Here is an 18,379-nt window from a genome sequence, read left to right as displayed (position 1 = left end):
AAACAAAACACTTCTACCTTCGCAAATCAAGAAAATACATTATTGCAATATGAGTTTGGTTCAACCTTGAATGATGAACTGTATAAAAATCTGAAGCAAGGAACTGGTTTTTTGGATCGGATAAAGCCATTAATTGCACAAGGAGCTGATATTAATGCTCGGAATTCTGAGCAGGAAACTATATTTCAGGCTACTGCAAGTTATTACAGTAAGTTAAATTATGATATAATTCGCTATTTGGTGAATGAAGCGGGAGCTGATATTAATGCTCATGATGATGAGTATTGTACAGCTTTGTATAATGTGGCTATCAGTGAAGATCCTAAACGATTGAAGTTATTCCTGGAATTAGGCGCCAATCCTAATACTATTACGCGAGATACTTTTGAGACTGTATTGGATGATATTGAATCACTTCATTATTCCGCTTATGAAGTTTTTGAGAATAAAGAAGAATCTTTATTGGAGGCAATTGAAATCTTAAAATCCTATGGAGCTAAAAGTGCTCATGAATTATTTACCACTGAGCCAAAGGGATATCTCGCTGTGAATATGTTTTATCCTACATTTTTGGTTTCTAAATATGGACAAATTTATGTGGAGGATTTGACTAGTGATCCTATTATTTTAGAAGCATTTGGAGAGCTGGGAAGATTGAAAAAGCAATATGAAACTATTGGTAATGAAAAGGAGCGACTGTCTTTTTATAAAGGAGTAGTAGGTGAACAAATTAAGAAGATTAATGGGTTTTTGGAGGGAATGGATGTTTTGGAGGGGGTGGAGGTTGTGAAAAATGTTTGAAGCTAGGGGACGATTATTGAGAGATAAGTGTAGGTGAATAATGAGTTATGATGAACAGTTAACTAATTCGACTTCGGCTGGTAGTAGAAGTTGTATTTATCAATTTTACGAACGCGTTATGCTTCGCAACGCGCTCGGGGTGAGCATTCAAGTTTACTAAAAGTTCGCTTGTCTGGTGATAGAGATTATCAAATGGTTTGCTAATTGCTGTCATATTGTTTTAGATTAAGTTTATTCTAAGCTCAATTAGTTTTTTTGATATTGGTTAATTTGTCTAAAATGAGCAACTTGAAATGAATTGAATTACTATTCTTTTAACCTTTAAATTCCTCGTCTATTTCCTTCAACATTTCTTCAAGTTCTCTGAGTTGGTTCTTCAAACTATCAAGAAAAATTTCTGCATCATCATTTCCAAAAAGTGTCTTTTCAGTATTCCAGTGATTGAACCGATGAATGATATAGTCAATCAATCTGAATGCTTCTGATAGACCTATTGGTAAATTTTCATTATACCTGATATGCAACTCTTTACGAATTTTATCTAAAGAACTTTTAATACCTGAAATTCCCCATTCTCCTTGAAAATTTCTTTTGTCATCTCTTATTCCACGATATATGAGTTCAAAATGCCTGCCTGCACCAACTATCATTTCTGTAAGTAATAAATCATTATGTTCTGTTCTTTTCATTTCAATTTTTTTTGAAATATCAACCAGTACTGCTTGTAGAACTTTTCTTGTAAATTCTAATTGTTTGACTATAAAAGTTTTTATATCAACTTCAACCGTCCTAAAATTTGGTGTATAACCAGCATATGTAAACCTGTCTTTAGTAATTGGTCCTTTAGCAATAAAATAAAATTCTGTTTTCTTCCTATTTGTGGGGTGTCCCGCAATGTCGTTTCTTACTTCTCTAATTTTCTTATCAAATGAAAAAGCATCAAAAAAAGATGTTTGTTTTATTTTTTCATCTACTATACATTTGTACAAATGATATAGTCCATCTTGTTGGAGAAATAGAGATTGTAGTAATCCATAAATAAGTAAAGTACTTCTTCCTTTTTTTCCAATTGATTTAGCACTTTCAAATTCATCTATTGCTATTTGGCTATCTTCAATTAGGTCAATTGAAGTAAATGTCTGGTTGTATTTTAATTGGTTAGGTATGTTAAAGAAATTATGATACAATGGCTTGTGAATTGCTTGGTTAATAATAGAGCACAAACTTATAATATCAGTTTCCATTTTATTAAGTATTTGCTTAAAGGATACCATGCATTTGTAAATTATAAACATGGGTACTTAGTTGATTGTTAAATTAAGCTCTTTTATCTGAAGAATTAAAAGGAATCAAATTAAACATTTCTCTCATCCTTGATCTTACTCTATTTCCATAGAGATTTTCAAGTTCGTCAGGATTTAGGTTGGTGGTGGCGTGGGTGATCATTCCTCTGGTGGTGAAAAGGTAATGTCTTGAATAATTTAAATCAAGCGCAACTAGTTTTACGCTTGATTTGATCTATTATTGTTGAGCTATTGCAATTATAGCCGCGTTTTTTAACCTTATGCTGAATTATCTAAGATCTTAGAGACAATTTTATAATGATGGTCATTTAAAATCATAGAAGGGCAGTATGATGGATCATTTTCAGCCATTTGTTGAAATCTATGAGTTTTAAGCCCTGTCTCCATTTGTTTTACGAATACATACCAATTTTTCATTATAAGCTTGTCAATTAAACTTTCTAGCTTCGCACTAGAAGCATGAAAACCTGTACAGTATTCAACAATTAATGTTATATCGCTGTTTTCTGATAATGTATTGATGTCCTTTATAATTTCTTCACATACCAATTGGGATTTATAAGTATTGTTGAGGTCGTCATAGTCTCCGAATAATTTCGAGAACTTTTGGGCGTAATTGATAGTATAGAATTTATTTTTATTATTAAATTTTTCTTCAATAAAGGTTGATTTACCCGTTAGAGGTAAACCGGTTATGAATTGAACTTTTTTGATATTTGCCTGAATCATATTTTGACTTTTAAATACTATTGACTGGAGTTGATCTTTAACAGATGCTGAGGCAATCAAAGGATTGTCCTCAGCAGTTTATAGATTAGATTATTCTCTTAATGTTTTTTGTGACCAGGTTCCCAAATTAATCTTAGGAATGAGCTTAATCTTTCATTTTCCCTACTGATGGGTATTCCGCCCACAATACCGATTAGCAAGTTGTCAGCGACCCCAATTCTCATTTGTGGCCTAATGGTTAGATCAAAATCGTTGTATACAACAGATTTATTAAATTCAATCCCTATGAAGTTTCTTGTACCTGTAATCATATAGTGAAAGCTTGTATTGAGATCGTACTGCACAACAAAGTTTTCAGAATTGAATTTTTGTTCGATCAAAGGACCCGTATAAATAAGAGAGTGAAAGTTATTCCCCCATCTTTTTGCTACCACCAGAAAGGGATTAAAAACATTTCCTATAATATAAGGTGATTTAAAATTTCTGAAATCAGCTAATTCAAGCTCATTGATGTAACCTAGGGCCATCGAGGTAGCTAGTTTCTCACTGACAAAAAAAGACCATTGAGCCGCTAATTTGATACTATTTAAACGATTTGATGGAATAGACTGACGAGGTGTTTCACTTACTGGGGAATAAAAGGTGAAAGGTAATTCCACTTCTAAACCGACCCTATCAATAGGAGCCCACTCATATTCGATAAGTGCTTCATAAGAATCGAAACGTAGGTTATCCGTCAATCCTAAGCCAATATTCCATTCTTTTTCACCTTTTCTGGCTCCAAGATCTCTTATAAGATCTATATATAAAGGTTCGGCATGTAAGACTTTATCGGGTTCTGTGCGATTCTCAACTTGTTCAATATACAAGCTATCCTTTTCTGCATTTGACACTTGTGCCATACAATAGTAGTTTGATGCGATAGCTAAGGCTACCATCGAAAGTTTAATAAAATTCATTATTGATTGTTTTTAAAATAGGAAATAAGGTGAGCTGGAAGGCTCATACTTTATTTGAAAAAACGAATCAACTAATAGGAGGAGGAGTATCTACTTTATTGTAACCTAGTGATAATTTTGTTGAATATCTTTTAAAATTATTCAGGGGTTGGATAATACAGAGATTGTGACTTACAAAAGATTCGTTCTTGGCGCAGAATAAATCCAGTGATATAGTAGTTTTCTGATTTTGCTCATCAGAGTCCTTATCATCAAATTCTTTAATAGCATTGTCGTATCCTAAAACTTTTTCAATGATAATTTCTACAACGCTTTCTTGCTCATTGTAAGATAAATCTTCAGGGATGTAGCTAGCTTCAGGATCGACTGCATCTACACTAATATTTAATAAGTATAGACTCATAAGACCCCAAAGGATATTGATTGCAACACTATTTCTGATTTGACTTATCACAATGCAAAATTAATTAAGTTTTTAATAAGATACTATTTTAAGATGTATATAAGTTAAGAACGCATCTCATTCAGTTTCTTGAATTTGAAAAAAATGACAAGTACGTGATGCTTTTTCAAATTCTTTTATCTGAGGAATGGAATGATATCAAGTTGAACATTTATTCGAGTTGTATTTGTAAACTAATGCCCTCATGAATGTCTAATCTCATTAGATTCTTTTGTCTTGTGAGTTAAATGCTATTAGATTAAACATTTATGCGTGATTTTGTAATTTTCAATTGTACTTATGAATGTTCAACTTGATTAAAGTCTTTTATCAGTAGATTTGATAGCTATCAAGTTGAACATTTCACGCATTCTAGACCTGACTCTATTTCCGTAAAGGTTTTCTAATTCATCAGGATTAAGGTTTGTGGTGGCGTGGGTAATCATTTCTCTGGTGGTGAATAGGTGGTAGCGGTTGAGGAGGATTTCGGCTATAGTGTTAGTTTCGTTGCCAAAGTGTTTGATGGTGGATTCTAGGCCGAGGTCATCTAGGCATAGGGTACGTGGCACCATTTGGTCTTGGTAGTGTTGGAAGTGAGCTTTTGAATATTTATTGATGATGGAAAAGCCATGGTCGAGAAATTCGTAAGAAATATCTCTGGTTGATTTCACTGGGTATTTGTGAACCTTGTGGAGGAAGTGACGGAATAGCATCATGAGAGTTGTTTTTCCACAGCCTACGGGACCAGTTAAAAGAAGACCTTTTCTTATGGAAAGTTTGTATTGCTCACATAGCTTTTCATCTTCGAAAAAATACGCCAGTATTTTGAAGATGATTTCATAATCTGCAGGGTAAACTTTAAAGTGATTTCCAAATTCTGATTGTCCTGCTTTTTGCAAGAAATCAATGCATTTTTCGAATTGGAATTTTTTGGAGGAGTAGTTTTTAGGTTGATTGTTCATTTTTAGAGAATAATTTTCATTTCAACTTTTAAATCTTTCGGTAATGCTTTCTTCCTCATACTTTTTCTTGATAAAAAGTATAGCAAAAATCAAGTCAAAATGATGCTGCCATGCGCGAAGCCAGCGCTGGCCCGCCATTTTGCCCTTCCTTCCCGCATTGGAATTGTGCATAAATGCTAAGTGAATACCCTGACATTCGATTTTTTCATTTCAATTATGTTTTTGCAGCATTTAGCATAGCTAAATGGCTGGGCAAAGACCTCCTTTGCTGAAGCGTCAGAGTACAGAGACTTCCTTCGCCAAGGCTTCGGAGGTCAGAGGGGTATGTCATAGCTTTTGTCTTCGTTGTTATGGAGTTTTCCGGCTTCGTTTTTTTCTTCTTGGATGTTGTTGAATTTTTTGAAATTCAGGAGCCAGTTGCGAACGGCTGCTTGCCAGTCTTTCATGGGTGATTTAGAGCCTACCTTCCAGCCTTTAGCGGAGTAATAGTTGAAATACTTCTCTGCCTCCACATGAGCGAAGCGAATGGGGATGTTGTGTTTTTCCATTTGCTCCTGAAAGTACTGATCTACTTCTTTTTTTGGTGGTGGTGAGAAACGCGAACCTTTTGGTGATACGTTTTGGCTATGATCCGCGACTGGAGCTGAAGTTCTTGAATTTGTGCTGCTTTTAGTTTTTCCTTTTTTTTCCTTTTCAAATTTTTCTTGTTCATTATATATATTGTTTATACTGTTTATATAGTTTGTATTGTTTAATGAAGGGTGCACTACATGGCCCACTACTTGCCCACGACTAGGCTCAGTACTAGACCCAATACTAAGCTCACTACTAGGTTCACTTTTGCACCTCTTATTTTGTGTAAGTGGTGCAGTACTAGGTCCTAAATTGCACATGTTAACCAAGCTGCCTCGCACTGGATTTTTCGATGGTTTGTACTCAATAAATCCCATCTTCTCGAGATCTCTGATGCACTTCAAATAGGTGCGCTTGGAGCCTATTTTTGATACTTTCATTACTTGATCTCTGTTGATTGAAATGGGGTTATTGAAGTGATTTAAATTCCACATGGTGAAAAGTCCAAAATACAGGCTTACATGAGTGGGATTCATGTTTTCAGTTTCCTGGATTTTGTCGATTGCGAGGAGGAACTGGTGAATAAAATTCACCGGTTCCTTTGCTGAGTTTTCATGAGTATTCATCAGCTTATTTTGTTTTGTTCCAAAATGCTGTGAATGTCCTGCGAATCGTAGTACAAAACACCACCCATTTTAGTGAAGGGGAGTGTACCGTTAACTCTCAAATTCTGGAGTGTACCAGGGCTGATATTCAATAGCTTTTTTACTTCTTCAGATCTCAACCATTTTTTGGTAGGGATCCCTTTTTGTTCTGCTAAAAGCTTTTTGAAATCTTCTAGTAATTCCAGTTTGAATTCTCTTAAGTCATCTGTTGTAATAACCTCTGCTGCCATAAATTTTAGTTGTTTTTGTTGTCATGGCAAAGCTGTAAAAAGGGGAGATGCTAAACCAGTTACAAAGGGGTTATATAACCCCCTGTAACCCCTCTCAATTTGCTCTAAATGCAGAAAATAAGGTGAAAAAAGTTGAAATTAATTTGAGACTTTATCTTTTTCAGCCCTTTCGATTAGAGATTCCATTAGTTCTTGAATGTTCTCAATTGTAGTGATTTCTGGAGAGTAGATTTTATTCTTCAGACTTTTAGCAGAGATATTTCTTTGACTGGTAGTAGAAAAGTGATCTGATATCAATTCTATTAATTTGGATTTGCTTTCAAGGCTGATAACGTTTGCATTATAAAGTAATCTCATGAAATAGGCCAGTTGTGATACCGATAGTGTGGTATAAAGCTTTTTATTTTTATGTGCTTTGTTCCAGGCGGCTTCTGGTTGTGGATATTGAATTGACAGCTGTTTTCTTTCTTTGAAATAAAATATTTCCTCCTCTATCCAAACTGATAGGCTTTCTTTTAGGCTTGGCGTATTAGAATGAAATTCAAAATCAGGTTTAATATGGGATTGATTGATCAATTTTTTAAAAAGCTGTAACTGCAACAGCTGTTCATTATAATTAGACTTTGCTTGGTAGTGATCAGTTATTCTATTGCTAATGTAATTGTAGATGGCAAAGACGTTGAAGTTAAGATATAACAGATTAGTGATGATCTGCTTTTCCATCTTAATGCCTTGCGTGGTCCGTGAGAACATCACCAACATTTCACTAAGGAAAGTTTTACAATAGATAAATTTACGATAGGAAATCCCTTTGGGGTTCTCTATTGCTTTTTGAATGTTATGAATTATAATTTTTAAGAGGGGAGGATCAATTCTTTTCAGTTCTCCTAATTCTTTAATTTTAAATAATTTATAGCGAAGCTGTGTACTGGATCTTTCAAAATAAGTAGTAGGTACTACGCTATCCTGGTTGAAATATTTAGTAAAGTGGTTTTCTATAAAGGTTAATAGATCTGATAGGATTTTGAGAAATACATGTCCTAATTGAGAGCGATAATCATCTTTTTTAATGATACGCTCATAGGGGATGGGTAGGTATTCAATTTTATTTACGACTTCTTTTGAAATTAAAATCAGTTTGTGTTGGTAGAACTGTATTTGCCTTTCAATTGCTTTGTCTTCCTGGTTGACAAAGATCATTTTCATTAAGCTCTGCCTTAGTCGTTCCTCTTCTTTTAAAAGATTTTGTTTCCATTCATGAAATTCTAATTTTGATAGTTGTTGCTTTTCATTTTTAAAATACTCAGAGACGATATAGTCAAATAGGTCTAATTCATATCTCACTTTTCAATAGGGTTTAATAGTTTAAGTTTTTTGGTTCATAATTGGGGAGTTTGGTTCTATTTGGTTGAATATGTTTTCACTGACAAAAATAATGCCTTATGAAACTCTAGAAATATACATTAGTATTTAAATAGCAATAAATAGAACTATTGAAAATGAGATTTATTGTGAATTAGAGGGGGAAAGGCAGTTAATCTGCCTTTCTGAGTTGTTGAGATGCACTTAGCTTTTGCTTTAGCGCAGCCATGTCTTCCCCAATTTTATTCTCTACTACTTTAGCATAGATCTGGGTGGTAGCTAGTTTGGTATGACCTAACATTTTGCTGACAGTTTCAATAGGAACTCCATTGGTAAGGGTTACGGTAGTGGCAAAGGTGTGTCTGGCTATATGAAAAGTTAGCGTCTTTTTGATCTTACAAATAGTAGCTATTTCTTTTAGGTATGCATTGGTTTTTTGATTGGATATTACCGGCAGTAATTGATTTTCTTTTACTCTGGGGTGGTTTTGATACTTTTCAATTAATTCTATTGCCTTGGGTAATAAGGGAACTGAAAATGGTGTGGCTGTTTTTTGCCTTTTGAAATGTATCCATTTTTCTCCGTCCATTCCTACTGTTATGTCTTGCTCAGATAGGTTGTATAAATCAATATAAGATAAGCCTGTATAGCAGCTGAAAATGAATAGATCTCTAATTTGATCCAACCTTTCAATATCAAATTCTTTTGTTTCTAGCTTAAATAGCTCTTCTTTGTTTAAATATGTTCTATTTGACTTATTGTAAGAAATCTTGTACTTTTTAAATGGCGAATCTGAAATCCAATCCATTTTGTAAGCATAATTTAAAATTTTCCTGAATCTACACATATGTTTCATGATACCATTATGACCTATTGGCTTATGATGGTCTGTTGGTTTCCATGCTCTTAAGAAAGCCTCAAAATCTAGTAGAAATTTATAATCGATTTTCTCAAGGGAAATATCTGATAATTTCTTTTTGGCTCTTAGAAACCTTTCAAAGTATCGCTCGGTAACTTTGTAATGTTTCAGTGTTCCTGTTGAGAAGTTATTAATGTTTTGATCATAGTGATACTTCGAAGCTGATAGCAGTGTAATTTGCTGTTCTTCCTCTAGGTTGAATAGTCTGTTCCGAATTATTTCAGCAGAGATCATTTCATCTTTAAGAATTAGCTCTTCAAATATTTTAAAGGCTTTATTGATTAATTGATCAAGGAAGCGATTGAATTTCTTTACTTCTGCAGTTGATCCGCTTACTCTTTGTTTTTTTGAATTCCATTTTTCGAATTCTACTTTTCTACTTAATGAGTTTTCTACTTTTGAATTTCCTGTGGATATTCTTAAGTACACTGGTACTTCACCATTCTTAATTCTATGCTTTTTCACATAGAGTAATGTGGCTAAGGAATGATTTTTTGAATTGCTCATGTTACATACTTTTAAAATGGACACTAAAGCATGAGCAGAAATAATTACAACAGACAACAAATAGGCCTCTGTGTGCTTTAAAAGGCCAACTGTCTAAAAATATATAATTTTAAAATGGACACCAAATGGACACTTTTTATTTGATATGAATTGGTTTTTAATGAACCATAAAAAACAAAAAAGCCCTAAATCGTAAGATTTAAGGCTTTTTGATTTTCTCTGAATTGGAGAAGTGATCCGTCCAGGATTCGAACCTGGGACCTACTGCTTAGAAGGCAGTTGCTCTATCCAGCTGAGCTAACGGACCATTTAATTATCTCTTTATTTTTTTACAGGTTTGAGATTCGAACCTGGGCCTTTCCCGATATAGAAAGTCGGGATGCTCAATCTAATTAAGCTAAAGAACCATTTTTATATATTGGTTTGGGAAAATTCACCGCTTTTCCCTTAAGCGAGTGCAAAGAAACGTATTTCTATTTTTTTATGCAAAGCTTTTTAAAGGATTTCTTTTAAAAAATTTCACTCTTTTTTCTTAGGTGCTGTGTTTGAATAACTTATTGTTTTCAATTTAATTTAAACTTACTAGGGTAATACCATCTCCGCCTCTTTCTTCGTGTTCATTTTTCATGGATTTAACATAATTGTACTGCCTTAAATAATCTCGAATGAACTTTCGTAATATTCCATCTCCGCGACCATGCAGTATGCTTACTTCATTAAAACCTAACACTAAGGCATCATCAATAAAGCGGTCTACCGCTTGAATCGCTTCTTCAGCACGCATACCTCTTACATCAATTTGATGATTAAAATTAGTGCTACGTTCAATCATACCTGTGGAAGTGCCTGAAAAGGATTTTTTCTTTTCCTTCTTCATAGCGGTTTTTGACATTCGCTCTAATCTATTGAGTTTAATTTTAGATTTTAATTCACCCAACATGATTTCGGCTTCTTTTTGATGGATAGAAAGCACTTCACCGATTGTATCTTGTCCTTTAATTCTGACATAATCACCAATCTTAATCTCACCATCAGATGCCTTAAATTCAGGCTGCTTTGTTTTATTTACTTTCTCTTCCTCTTTTATAGAAACTTTCTTATCAAATTCACTGATTTGTTTCCTGGCTTTCTTTGTGCGTTCCTTATCCGCTTGAGATTCTTTAATTTCCCGAATAGCTTGTTCAACTCGTTTATTGGCTTCTTTTATAATTGATTTAGCCTCTTGCTTGGCTTCAATAATAATTTGCTTTTTCTGAGTTTTGAGGAATTCATTTAACTCTTCATAATCATGAGCACTTTTTTCAAGATGCCCTTCTTTCTTTTGAATTTCTTTGATTTTTGCTTCTAATTCACGCTTCTCTTTTCCTAATTGATTTAAAAGCTTATCATAATTCACTCTCTCAGTACCAATTTTATCTTTGGCTTTATTTAAGATAGCAGGAGGGATCCCCATTTTTTCTGCTACTTCAATAGCAAATGAACTACCTGGCTTACCAATTTCTAATTCATATAAAGGTTCTAGGTTACGTTCATCAAATTTCATTGCTCCATTGATGACATTCTGGTTTTTTACCGCGAAATTTTTGATGTTATCGTAGTGCGTAGTAATGACTCCAAAAGCTTTTTGCTGATATAATTCTTCTAAAATAGATTCCGCTATAGCACCTCCAAAACGGGGTTCAGTACCTGTACCAAATTCATCAATTAGAAATAAGGTTTGCTTATTAGAATTGATTAGGAAGTTCTTCATATTTTGAAGATGAGAACTGTAGGTACTTAAATCATTTTCGATACTTTGCTGATCTCCTATGTCAATAAAAAGATTAGAGAATACGCCACATTTGCTATCCGGATGAACGGGGATTAATAAGCCGCACTGCAACATATATTGTAAGAGGCCTACAGTTTTTAAAGCAACAGATTTACCACCTGCATTTGGTCCTGAAATGATTAGAATTCTTTTATCACCTTTTAATTCAACCGATAAAGGGACTACTTTTTTACCATTTTCGGCTAAACTTAGCTTTAATAAGGGATGCTGGGCATTTCTATATTCAATCAATCTTGAATTGAACAGTTGTGGTAAAACGGCCTCAATTTTTTGAGCAAACCTTGCTTTAGCTCTTATAAAATCAACTATTCCTAAAAAACGATAGGCTTTATCCAGATTTTCTAATTCAGGTTTAACCAGTGCCGTTAGCTGAGTTAGGATTTTGACTATTTCTCTTCTTTCAGCATATTGCAGTTCTCTAACCTCATTATTGAGTTCTAAGGCCTCAGTAGGTTCTATATATACAGTTTGTCCAGTACCGGATTGATCGTGTATAAAACCTTTCACTCTACGTTTGTATTCCGCTAAAACAGGAATTACAATTCTACCATCTCTTACTGTAATTGATGCATCTTCAGGGGTATACTTGTTGGCAGCTGCTTGTTTGTATATTTTTTCAACCTGTCTTCTTAATTGAGCCTGTGCTTTAAAAATATCCCCTCTGATTTGTTGTAGGGCAGGGCTGGCATTATTCCTTAAGCCACCTCTGTCATCAATTTTGGCATCAATGGCTTTGTAAAGATCAGGTTCTAAATTTACTGCTTTTCTTAGTCCAAAAAGGTTAGGATATTCTTCTTCCCATTCATCAAAAAAAGAGATACAATCTAAAATGGTTTTCAAGCTAAGCTTAAGGTCAAAAAATTCTTCTTCGTTAAAGAATGCACCATTTACCTTAGCTCTTTTTATAAAATGGCTAACATCTATATAATTGCTAGATGGAAAATATTCACCCGATTGAAAGATTTTTAAGAATTCATCAGTTTGAAGTAGGAGAGGTTCCAGCTTTTCAAACTTTCGAATAAAGCCCATTTTTTCAACTATGGCTTTTCCCAAATTGCTACTGCATTCTGCAGCAATCAAATCTCTTATTTTATCAAATCCTATTCTCTGCTCAAAATCGAGGGGTAATATCATATGAAAAATTTGGGCTATTTATTTATTTTTTTGCGTTTTGTATTTGCTCTCGAAGACTTACGGTATCAATCACTATATCATATACTTTTTCAAGCTTTTGAGGATATTCTAAATAGTATTTAAAACTTTCTTTGTAAACAGAATCATTAGTACCATGATCTTCGAATATTTTTAACTCATAATGCCTTAAAACTGTTTCTGCTGAATCAGGTCCGACATTAATATTATTGGCTTTGTATTCTGCGTAGTAGATGTCTGAAAGAATTAAAGCCATTTTTTCTTCAGATAATATACCTTTTGGCCTTTCTTCTTTTCCACTACAGGAAACAATTGCTAATATTGTGAGGATATAGATGAGATTTTTCATTTTTATAGTATTATTACAATTTGCTTTATCAAATTCGTTGCCAAATGTAATTTTGGAAACTGATGATAACAATTATCGTTATCTTTTTCGTTTGATAAACTGAATGGCAAAATTAATAAATAAAAAGACCTATTATGAGGGAGCTATTTAAAAAGCTTCGTAAATATGAAATAAAAATCCGAAAAGCTGTGAATAATCAGATGCAGGGTGATTTTCATTCTGTATTTAAGGGCTCTGGATTAGAATTTGATGATGTACGCCCATATCAGTATGGTGATGATGTAAGAACTATCGACTGGAATGTGTCTGCAAAAGGACATGGAACCTTTGTAAAGACATTTAAAGAAGATAAAGAGCAGAATGTATATTTCTTGATAGATGTGAGTGCGTCTCAAGAAATAGGATTAGAAGGGAGGCAAAAGGCAGATATTGCGAAAGAGATAACAGGAGTATTGTGTATCTCTGCTTTAAAAGAAGGCAGCCAGGTAGGTATGGTGGGTTATTCTGATCAACGTGAACTTTATATAAAACCAGGTAAAGGACAAAAGCACGGGTATTATGCCATTTCAAAATTGTTCAAACTTCAACCTAAATCCCTAAAAACAAGTCTGGATAAAGGTTTGTCCTATTTGCTTGGTTTAGTAAAAAGAAGAAGTGTTATCTTTTTAATTAGTGATTTTGTGGATGAAGGATACGAGCATCATTTAAAGGCATTGGCTAGAAAGCATGATTTAGTTGTAATTCACATAAAAGATAAATTAGAAACTGATCTGCCTATGTTGGGTATAGTACCCATTAAAGATAAAGAAACTGGCAAGACTAGATGGGTGAATACTTCAAGTGCTGAATTCAAAAAGCAATTTCAAAAGAAAAATAAAGATCATTCGGCTGAGTTGAAGGATATTTGTAAAAGAAATCAGGCCGATTATATCTTAATTGATACTCAAGAAGATTATACTTCACAATTAATTAAATTATTTAAAATCAGAAATTTAAGCAAGAAAAAAGCATGAGGAAATACGGGTTGAGCTTATTTTTTAGTCTTGCAATTTTCACCAATTTAATCGGACAACAAATAGAGCCGGAAGGGGAGTTTCTACAAGATAGTTTAGCTATAGGTGAACCAATTCAATACAGTTTGAGCGTTAGTTATCCGGCAGATTTTCAGTTACTAATGCCGGACTCTTTGTACAGTTATGCTCCTTTTGAATATGTGGCCAAAGAGTATTTTCCCACTCAAAGTGATAGTATTAAAAGCTTTGATAGTGTAGTTTATACGCTCACGTCTTTTGAAATTGATAAAATACAGAGATTAAAGCTTCCAGTTTTTATCGTTCAGGATGGAGATAGTACACCAGTATACACATCAGTTGACTCAATTTACCTTGCTGAGCAGATCGATGTAGTGGCAGATAGCCTACAAATGCAAACTGAAACTACAATAGTGAAGCTGGATAAAGATTTTAACTATCCTTACTTTATTGCTTTTCTCATTGCCTTGGGAATTATTGCACTATTGATTTTGGTTTTCTTTGGTAAGAAAATTAGAAAAAGATGGCTGATCTGGAGATTAAATAAAAGACATAAGAAATTTAAAGAGGATTTTGATTCAAAAATTTCAAAAGTTGAAAATTCAAATGTATCAGAAATTGAGAAATTATTATTCAAGTGGAAGAGACATGTGGAATTTATATCAAAGCATCCGTATGCTAAGTTAACGAGTAAGGAAATTTTTGAAATGCAGCAGGATGAGAATCTCTATGAGAATTTAAAGTTAATCGATAAATCAATTTATAGTTCTAAAGGGAAATCAGATGCTACTGAGGCATTTAAATTTTTAATAAACTACGCTGATATCATTTTAGAAAACAGAATTAAAGCAATTCAGGATGGAAAGTAATAGTTGGTTGAGTTTAGATTGGTTTTCTCCAGAGAGATTAAAGGCTTTTGAATACGAGTTTCCAATTGCTTTTTATGCAATGATCGCTTTGCCATTAGTCTATTTACTAGTGGAATGGCTAAAAGCTAGATTTAGTCCGAAAGTTCCTGTTGCATTTAGAGGTGAGGGGATAGGATTTCAATTTTCATCTATTCTAAGGTTTATTCCATTTATCTTACTTCTTTTTTCAGCTTTATTAATGCTGTTGGCTCTGGCTCGTCCTCAACAAACCAATGAAAGAGTGGAGCAATGGACAGAAGGTATTGATATTATGTTGGTGATGGATATTTCAGAATCTATGAAAATCCAAGACTTTACGCCCAACCGACTCGAAGCAGCCAAACAAGTAGCCAATGACTTTATTGATGGGAGGTTTCAAGATAGGATAGGTTTAACCATTTTTAGTGGAGAGGCTTATTCATTATCCCCGTTAACCACTGATTATAAAATGCTAAAAAATCAGATTTTAGACATCAATTTCAAAATGATGGAAGCATCTGGAACTGCAATTGGAAGTGCTTTAGCAGTTGGAACAAACAGAATGCGTGAGTCCGATTCCAAATCGAAGGTTTTAATACTGTTAAGTGATGGGGATAATAATGCCGGGAATATTGACCCAGAAACAGCTGCTAAATTGGCCAATGCATATGGTATTAAGATTTATACGATTGCTATAGGGAAAGAAGGTAAAGTACCTTACGGGAAAGATTTCTTTGGGAGAACACGCTACATTGAAAATTCAATGGATGTAACAGGATTGAAGAATATCGCTGAAATAGGAGAAGGGAAGTTCTATCGAGCAACAGATAACAAAGCTTTAGAAGAAGTTTTCAATATTATCGATCAATATGAGAAAGCTGAGATTAAAGAAACTCGATATAAAGACACTAAAGATTATTATGATGTCTATCTAAAATGGGCTATTGTGTTTTTCCTCCTTTGGATGTTTACTAAATCCACATACATTTCAAATATTCTTATAGATTAATTTCGGAGGCTTTAAAAAGGAAAAGCCCGTGTCAAATGTGCAGAATCCACGGGCTTTAATCTATATTAATTACTATGCTTCAATAATAACTTCAATCAATCCAAATGGTTTTTTGATTTATGAATTCTTTTATCCCAGCTTCTGATAATTCTCTACCGTAGCCACTCATTTTCACACCTCCGAAAGGAACGGCAGGGTGAGAAGCCATTAATTTATTGATGTAAACAGCTCCGCTATCTATTTTTCTAACTAGCTTTTTAGCTTTTTCAATATCCTTAGTCCATAGCGATCCGCCAAGTCCAAACCTAGAATCATTTGCTAATTTAACTGCATCATTTTCATCTTTAGCAATTAAGATTACAGCTACTGGTCCAAAAAGTTCTTCTTCATAAGCAGGCATGCCTGCTTTCACATTGGTTAATATGGTAGGTTCAAAGAATGCTTTATCTCGTTTTCCACCTATTAAAATTTTAGCTCCTTTTTCTACAGATTTTTGAACTTGCTCTTCTAGCTCTTTTGCTAAATCTTCTCGAGCCATGGGTCCATAATCAATATCCTCATCCTCTGGATTACCAATCTTAAGTTTTTCTAATTCTTCTTGAAAAATTTTTAAGAATTTATCCGCTATACTTTCCTCCAAGATAAATCGCTTTGCCGCTATACAACTCTGACCATTATTAATCATCCTTGCTTTTGCTCCGGTTTTGGCAGCATTTTCAATGTCAGCATCTTTTAAAACTATGAAAGGATCACTTCCTCCTAGTTCTAAAACTGTCTTCTTAAGATTTTTCCCTGCTCTTTCAGCCACTTTACTTCCTGCCAACTCACTACCTGTTAAAGTAGCGGCTTTCACTCTGTCATCATCTAAAACCATATTAACTTTTGAGGATGAAATCATTAGAGTCTGAAAGCAGCCTTTTGGGAAGCCGGCATCTTCAAATACTTCCTGAATGGCTAATGCACATTGTGGTACATTTGAAGCATGCTTAAGCAAACCTACATTTCCTGCCATAAGATTAGGCGCTGCAAATCGGAACACCTGCCAAAATGGGAAATTCCATGGCATCACTGCTAAAACAATCCCGATTGGATCGTGGGCAACGTAAGCTTGTCCATTTGGAACCTCAAGTGCTTGGTCTGCAAGAAAATCTTCTGCATTATTGGCATAATATTCACAAGCTAAAGCACATTTTTCAATTTCAGAAATGGCTTCCTTTTTAGCTTTACCCATTTCAGAGGTCATTAATTGGGCATATTTTTCTTTTCTGTCACGCAGCAATACTGCGGTTTTCAGCATCAATTCTTTTTTATGAGTAAAGTTTTCTTCTTTCCAAAACTCATAAGCTTTTTGACTTCTGCTTATTTTTTCTTTAATCTGTTGCTCAGAATCTTCTTCAAATGTTTTTAATGTTTCGTTATTGAATGGGTTCTTGCTTTCAATAGACATAAAATATTTTCCTTTAGGTTAAAAAATTATTGTATGCATTTATTTGAATGAATCCCAGCAGCTATTAGTGCAAAGGATGGAGCAAATAAAACACCTACAATAGGTATTAGTATAAACAGATTTAAAGCTAAACCGTTACCTAAAACCAGTCCTTTATGCTTAAAAATTTTAATTAGACTTTCTTTCACTGATAATTGAAAATATTCATTTCTGTAATCGAGCATTGAAGCCCCAAAGAAATAACTTTCAACCAAAAATATTGTGATAGCTATAAAAGGTGATAAAAATGGAATTGAAATACTTAAAAGTATTAGAACGAGGTATAAAATGATATTTAGACTGAAAAGTATCATTGCCATCAGCATACCTCTGCCAATTTCAGATACTAAACGAACAAGGTTTATTGATTTTTTCTGTTGATTGAGAATATTTTGAGTTCTTTCGGAAAGTATTGCGAGAACTGGAGCAAATATGACCAGAATTACATATTTGTAAATATTGATATATAAGGAAATCAGCAATAAACGGATGAATATTGCAATAAGAATTGAGATAAAACTAGCCCATTCTTCCCAGTCAGGAGGGAAATTTAAACTCTGATAAATAAAATCAATGAGTTTGCCTGTGTATATCCAGGCAATTACGCCAACGAATATAAAGGCAAATAAATTGAAGAATGCAGACCCAAAAATAAAGCCTTTCAACTTATGCTTTCGCACAAACTGAAAGGCTTCATAATAGGCTAATGTGGATTGACTAAATTCCGTGAAGAATCTTTTCATTTTTTAACGGGTAAATTAGCTGCTTGCCATGCTAACATACCTCCAGTAACATTCACTACATTTTTAAATCCTGCAGCTCTCATTTGATCAGATGCTCTTGCACTTCTTCCACCTGATCTACAAATCACATAATAGGTTTTGTTTTTATCAAGCCCTTCAATTGAAGAAGTAAAATAGTCTGTTTTTAAGAAGTCAATATTTTGACTTCCTTCGATATTCCCTTCTGCATATTCTTCAGGAGTACGAACATCTAATACTACTTTATCATTATCCTTATTAAACTCTACTTTATTAAGTTCAGATACAGTCATATTCTCCTGCGCTGTTCCCTGTGAACACGACACCATAAATAGGAGTGAAGCGAATGCGTATATTAAATTTTTCATTATTTATAATTTATTACAATTTACAAAGATATGCTATGCAAAGAAATAGTAT

18 protein-coding genes and 1 tRNA gene are annotated in these 18,379 nt (G+C 33.8%); 4 read left to right on the top strand and 15 right to left on the bottom strand.

Annotated features, from left to right (window positions below):
• The first annotated feature begins 42 nt into the window (after nt 1–42).
• Nucleotides 43–801 (top strand): ankyrin repeat domain-containing protein, encoded by a 759-nt coding sequence (locus QYS48_RS16395; protein WP_308356874.1) that lies wholly within the window; start codon nt 43–45, stop codon nt 799–801.
• Nucleotides 802–1,115: 314 nt separating this feature from the next.
• On the opposite strand, the gene QYS48_RS16390 is transcribed toward QYS48_RS16395, so the two are convergent.
• From QYS48_RS16390 to QYS48_RS16335, 12 genes are all read right to left on the bottom strand, one after another.
• Entirely contained in the window at nt 1,116–2,045 is a 930-nt protein-coding gene (locus QYS48_RS16390) for a hypothetical protein (protein WP_308356873.1), read from the bottom strand.
• 318 nt (nt 2,046–2,363) lie between these two features.
• Entirely contained in the window at nt 2,364–2,834 is a 471-nt protein-coding gene (locus tag QYS48_RS16385; protein WP_308356872.1) for a hypothetical protein, read from the bottom strand.
• A gap of 98 nt (nt 2,835–2,932) precedes the next feature.
• Nucleotides 2,933–3,793 carry an HAEPLYID family protein gene (locus QYS48_RS16380; protein ID WP_308356871.1) on the bottom strand — a complete coding sequence of 287 codons (861 nt, stop codon included), beginning with the start codon at nt 3,791–3,793 and terminating at the stop codon, nt 2,933–2,935.
• A 67-nt stretch (nt 3,794–3,860) separates the two neighbouring features.
• Nucleotides 3,861–4,196, bottom strand: a complete 336-nt coding sequence (locus tag QYS48_RS16375) for a hypothetical protein (RefSeq protein WP_308356870.1) — start codon at nt 4,194–4,196, stop codon at nt 3,861–3,863.
• Nucleotides 4,197–4,552: 356 nt separating this feature from the next.
• Complete coding sequence (locus QYS48_RS16370; protein WP_308356869.1) at nt 4,553–5,197, bottom strand: AAA family ATPase; 645 nt, start codon at nt 5,195–5,197, stop codon at nt 4,553–4,555.
• Nucleotides 5,198–5,511: 314 nt separating this feature from the next.
• Complete coding sequence (locus QYS48_RS16365; RefSeq protein WP_308356868.1) at nt 5,512–6,396, bottom strand: hypothetical protein; 885 nt, start codon at nt 6,394–6,396, stop codon at nt 5,512–5,514.
• The gene (locus QYS48_RS16360) at nt 6,396–6,665 is read right to left on the bottom strand and encodes a helix-turn-helix domain-containing protein (protein ID WP_302100394.1); all 270 of its coding nucleotides are present in this window, start codon (nt 6,663–6,665) and stop codon (nt 6,396–6,398) included. The genes QYS48_RS16365 and QYS48_RS16360 overlap by 1 nt, the downstream gene beginning before the upstream one ends.
• Before the next feature lie 138 nt (nt 6,666–6,803).
• On the bottom strand, nt 6,804–8,009 hold the full coding sequence (locus QYS48_RS16355; protein ID WP_308356867.1) for a hypothetical protein: 1,206 nt from the start codon (nt 8,007–8,009) through the stop codon (nt 6,804–6,806).
• A gap of 190 nt (nt 8,010–8,199) precedes the next feature.
• Nucleotides 8,200–9,453 carry a site-specific integrase gene (locus tag QYS48_RS16350; protein WP_308356866.1) on the bottom strand — a complete coding sequence of 418 codons (1,254 nt, stop codon included), beginning with the start codon at nt 9,451–9,453 and terminating at the stop codon, nt 8,200–8,202.
• Between the two features lie 233 nt (nt 9,454–9,686).
• Nucleotides 9,687–9,760, bottom strand: a tRNA-Arg gene (locus tag QYS48_RS16345).
• A gap of 261 nt (nt 9,761–10,021) precedes the next feature.
• A complete protein-coding gene (locus QYS48_RS16340; RefSeq protein WP_308356865.1) occupies nt 10,022–12,418 on the bottom strand; it encodes an endonuclease MutS2 in 2,397 nt (798 codons plus the stop codon).
• 22 nt (nt 12,419–12,440) lie between these two features.
• Nucleotides 12,441–12,785 (bottom strand): DUF4296 domain-containing protein, encoded by a 345-nt coding sequence (locus tag QYS48_RS16335; RefSeq protein WP_302125777.1) that lies wholly within the window; start codon nt 12,783–12,785, stop codon nt 12,441–12,443.
• 134 nt (nt 12,786–12,919) lie between these two features.
• Here QYS48_RS16335 and QYS48_RS16330 point away from each other — a divergent pair, with 134 nt between their 5' ends.
• Genes QYS48_RS16330 through QYS48_RS16320 form a run of 3 tightly spaced genes read left to right on the top strand, consistent with a single transcriptional unit; the run spans nt 12,920 to nt 15,712 of the window.
• Nucleotides 12,920–13,798, top strand: coding sequence for a DUF58 domain-containing protein (locus tag QYS48_RS16330; protein WP_302100399.1), 879 nt, complete (start codon nt 12,920–12,922; stop codon nt 13,796–13,798).
• Nucleotides 13,795–14,685, top strand: a complete 891-nt coding sequence (locus QYS48_RS16325) for a hypothetical protein (protein ID WP_308356864.1) — start codon at nt 13,795–13,797, stop codon at nt 14,683–14,685. Before QYS48_RS16330 ends, QYS48_RS16325 begins: the two co-directional genes overlap by 4 nt.
• On the top strand, nt 14,675–15,712 hold the full coding sequence (locus QYS48_RS16320; protein ID WP_308356863.1) for a VWA domain-containing protein: 1,038 nt from the start codon (nt 14,675–14,677) through the stop codon (nt 15,710–15,712). The genes QYS48_RS16325 and QYS48_RS16320 overlap by 11 nt, the downstream gene beginning before the upstream one ends.
• Nucleotides 15,713–15,803: 91 nt before the next feature.
• Here the strand turns inward: QYS48_RS16320 and QYS48_RS16315 are convergent, their stop codons facing one another.
• The 3 genes from QYS48_RS16315 to QYS48_RS16305 are packed head-to-tail and all read right to left on the bottom strand — an operon-like array spanning nt 15,804 to nt 18,327.
• The gene (locus QYS48_RS16315) at nt 15,804–17,159 is read right to left on the bottom strand and encodes an NAD-dependent succinate-semialdehyde dehydrogenase (RefSeq protein ID WP_308356862.1); all 1,356 of its coding nucleotides are present in this window, start codon (nt 17,157–17,159) and stop codon (nt 15,804–15,806) included.
• 26 nt (nt 17,160–17,185) lie between these two features.
• Nucleotides 17,186–17,941, bottom strand: coding sequence for an EI24 domain-containing protein (locus tag QYS48_RS16310; protein ID WP_308356861.1), 756 nt, complete (start codon nt 17,939–17,941; stop codon nt 17,186–17,188).
• A complete protein-coding gene (locus tag QYS48_RS16305; RefSeq protein WP_302100402.1) occupies nt 17,938–18,327 on the bottom strand; it encodes a rhodanese-like domain-containing protein in 390 nt (129 codons plus the stop codon). Before QYS48_RS16305 ends, QYS48_RS16310 begins: the two co-directional genes overlap by 4 nt.
• Between the last annotated feature and the right edge of the window lie 52 nt (nt 18,328–18,379).

Origin of the sequence: Marivirga arenosa (assembly GCF_030503895.2) — a bacterium.
In the GTDB taxonomy this organism is placed as follows: domain Bacteria; phylum Bacteroidota; class Bacteroidia; order Cytophagales; family Cyclobacteriaceae; genus Marivirga; species Marivirga arenosa.
The sequence above is the reverse complement of the archived record's forward strand: the minus strand, read 5'-3'. Positions and strand labels throughout refer to the sequence as shown.

Excerpts from the sequence above, each read along its gene's own strand:
- QYS48_RS16380 (WP_308356871.1), bottom strand. The coding sequence starts at position 3,793 with ATGAATTTTATTAAACTTTCGATGGTAGCCTTAGCTATCGCATCAAAC.
- QYS48_RS16315 (WP_308356862.1), bottom strand. The coding sequence starts at position 17,159 with ATGTCTATTGAAAGCAAGAACCCATTCAATAACGAAACATTAAAAACA.
- QYS48_RS16390 (WP_308356873.1), bottom strand. The coding sequence starts at position 2,045 with ATGGAAACTGATATTATAAGTTTGTGCTCTATTATTAACCAAGCAATT.
- QYS48_RS16370 (WP_308356869.1), bottom strand. The coding sequence starts at position 5,197 with ATGAACAATCAACCTAAAAACTACTCCTCCAAAAAATTCCAATTCGAA.
- QYS48_RS16350 (WP_308356866.1), bottom strand. The coding sequence starts at position 9,453 with ATGAGCAATTCAAAAAATCATTCCTTAGCCACATTACTCTATGTGAAA.
- QYS48_RS16325 (WP_308356864.1), top strand. The coding sequence starts at position 13,795 with ATGAGGAAATACGGGTTGAGCTTATTTTTTAGTCTTGCAATTTTCACC.
- QYS48_RS16305 (WP_302100402.1), bottom strand. The coding sequence starts at position 18,327 with ATGAAAAATTTAATATACGCATTCGCTTCACTCCTATTTATGGTGTCG.
- QYS48_RS16385 (WP_308356872.1), bottom strand. The coding sequence starts at position 2,834 with ATGATTCAGGCAAATATCAAAAAAGTTCAATTCATAACCGGTTTACCT.
- QYS48_RS16340 (WP_308356865.1), bottom strand. The coding sequence starts at position 12,418 with ATGATATTACCCCTCGATTTTGAGCAGAGAATAGGATTTGATAAAATA.
- QYS48_RS16310 (WP_308356861.1), bottom strand. The coding sequence starts at position 17,941 with ATGAAAAGATTCTTCACGGAATTTAGTCAATCCACATTAGCCTATTAT.
- QYS48_RS16365 (WP_308356868.1), bottom strand. The coding sequence starts at position 6,396 with ATGAATACTCATGAAAACTCAGCAAAGGAACCGGTGAATTTTATTCAC.
- QYS48_RS16335 (WP_302125777.1), bottom strand. The coding sequence starts at position 12,785 with ATGAAAAATCTCATCTATATCCTCACAATATTAGCAATTGTTTCCTGT.
- QYS48_RS16375 (WP_308356870.1), bottom strand. The coding sequence starts at position 4,196 with ATGAGTCTATACTTATTAAATATTAGTGTAGATGCAGTCGATCCTGAA.
- QYS48_RS16330 (WP_302100399.1), top strand. The coding sequence starts at position 12,920 with ATGAGGGAGCTATTTAAAAAGCTTCGTAAATATGAAATAAAAATCCGA.
- QYS48_RS16320 (WP_308356863.1), top strand. The coding sequence starts at position 14,675 with ATGGAAAGTAATAGTTGGTTGAGTTTAGATTGGTTTTCTCCAGAGAGA.
- QYS48_RS16360 (WP_302100394.1), bottom strand. The coding sequence starts at position 6,665 with ATGGCAGCAGAGGTTATTACAACAGATGACTTAAGAGAATTCAAACTG.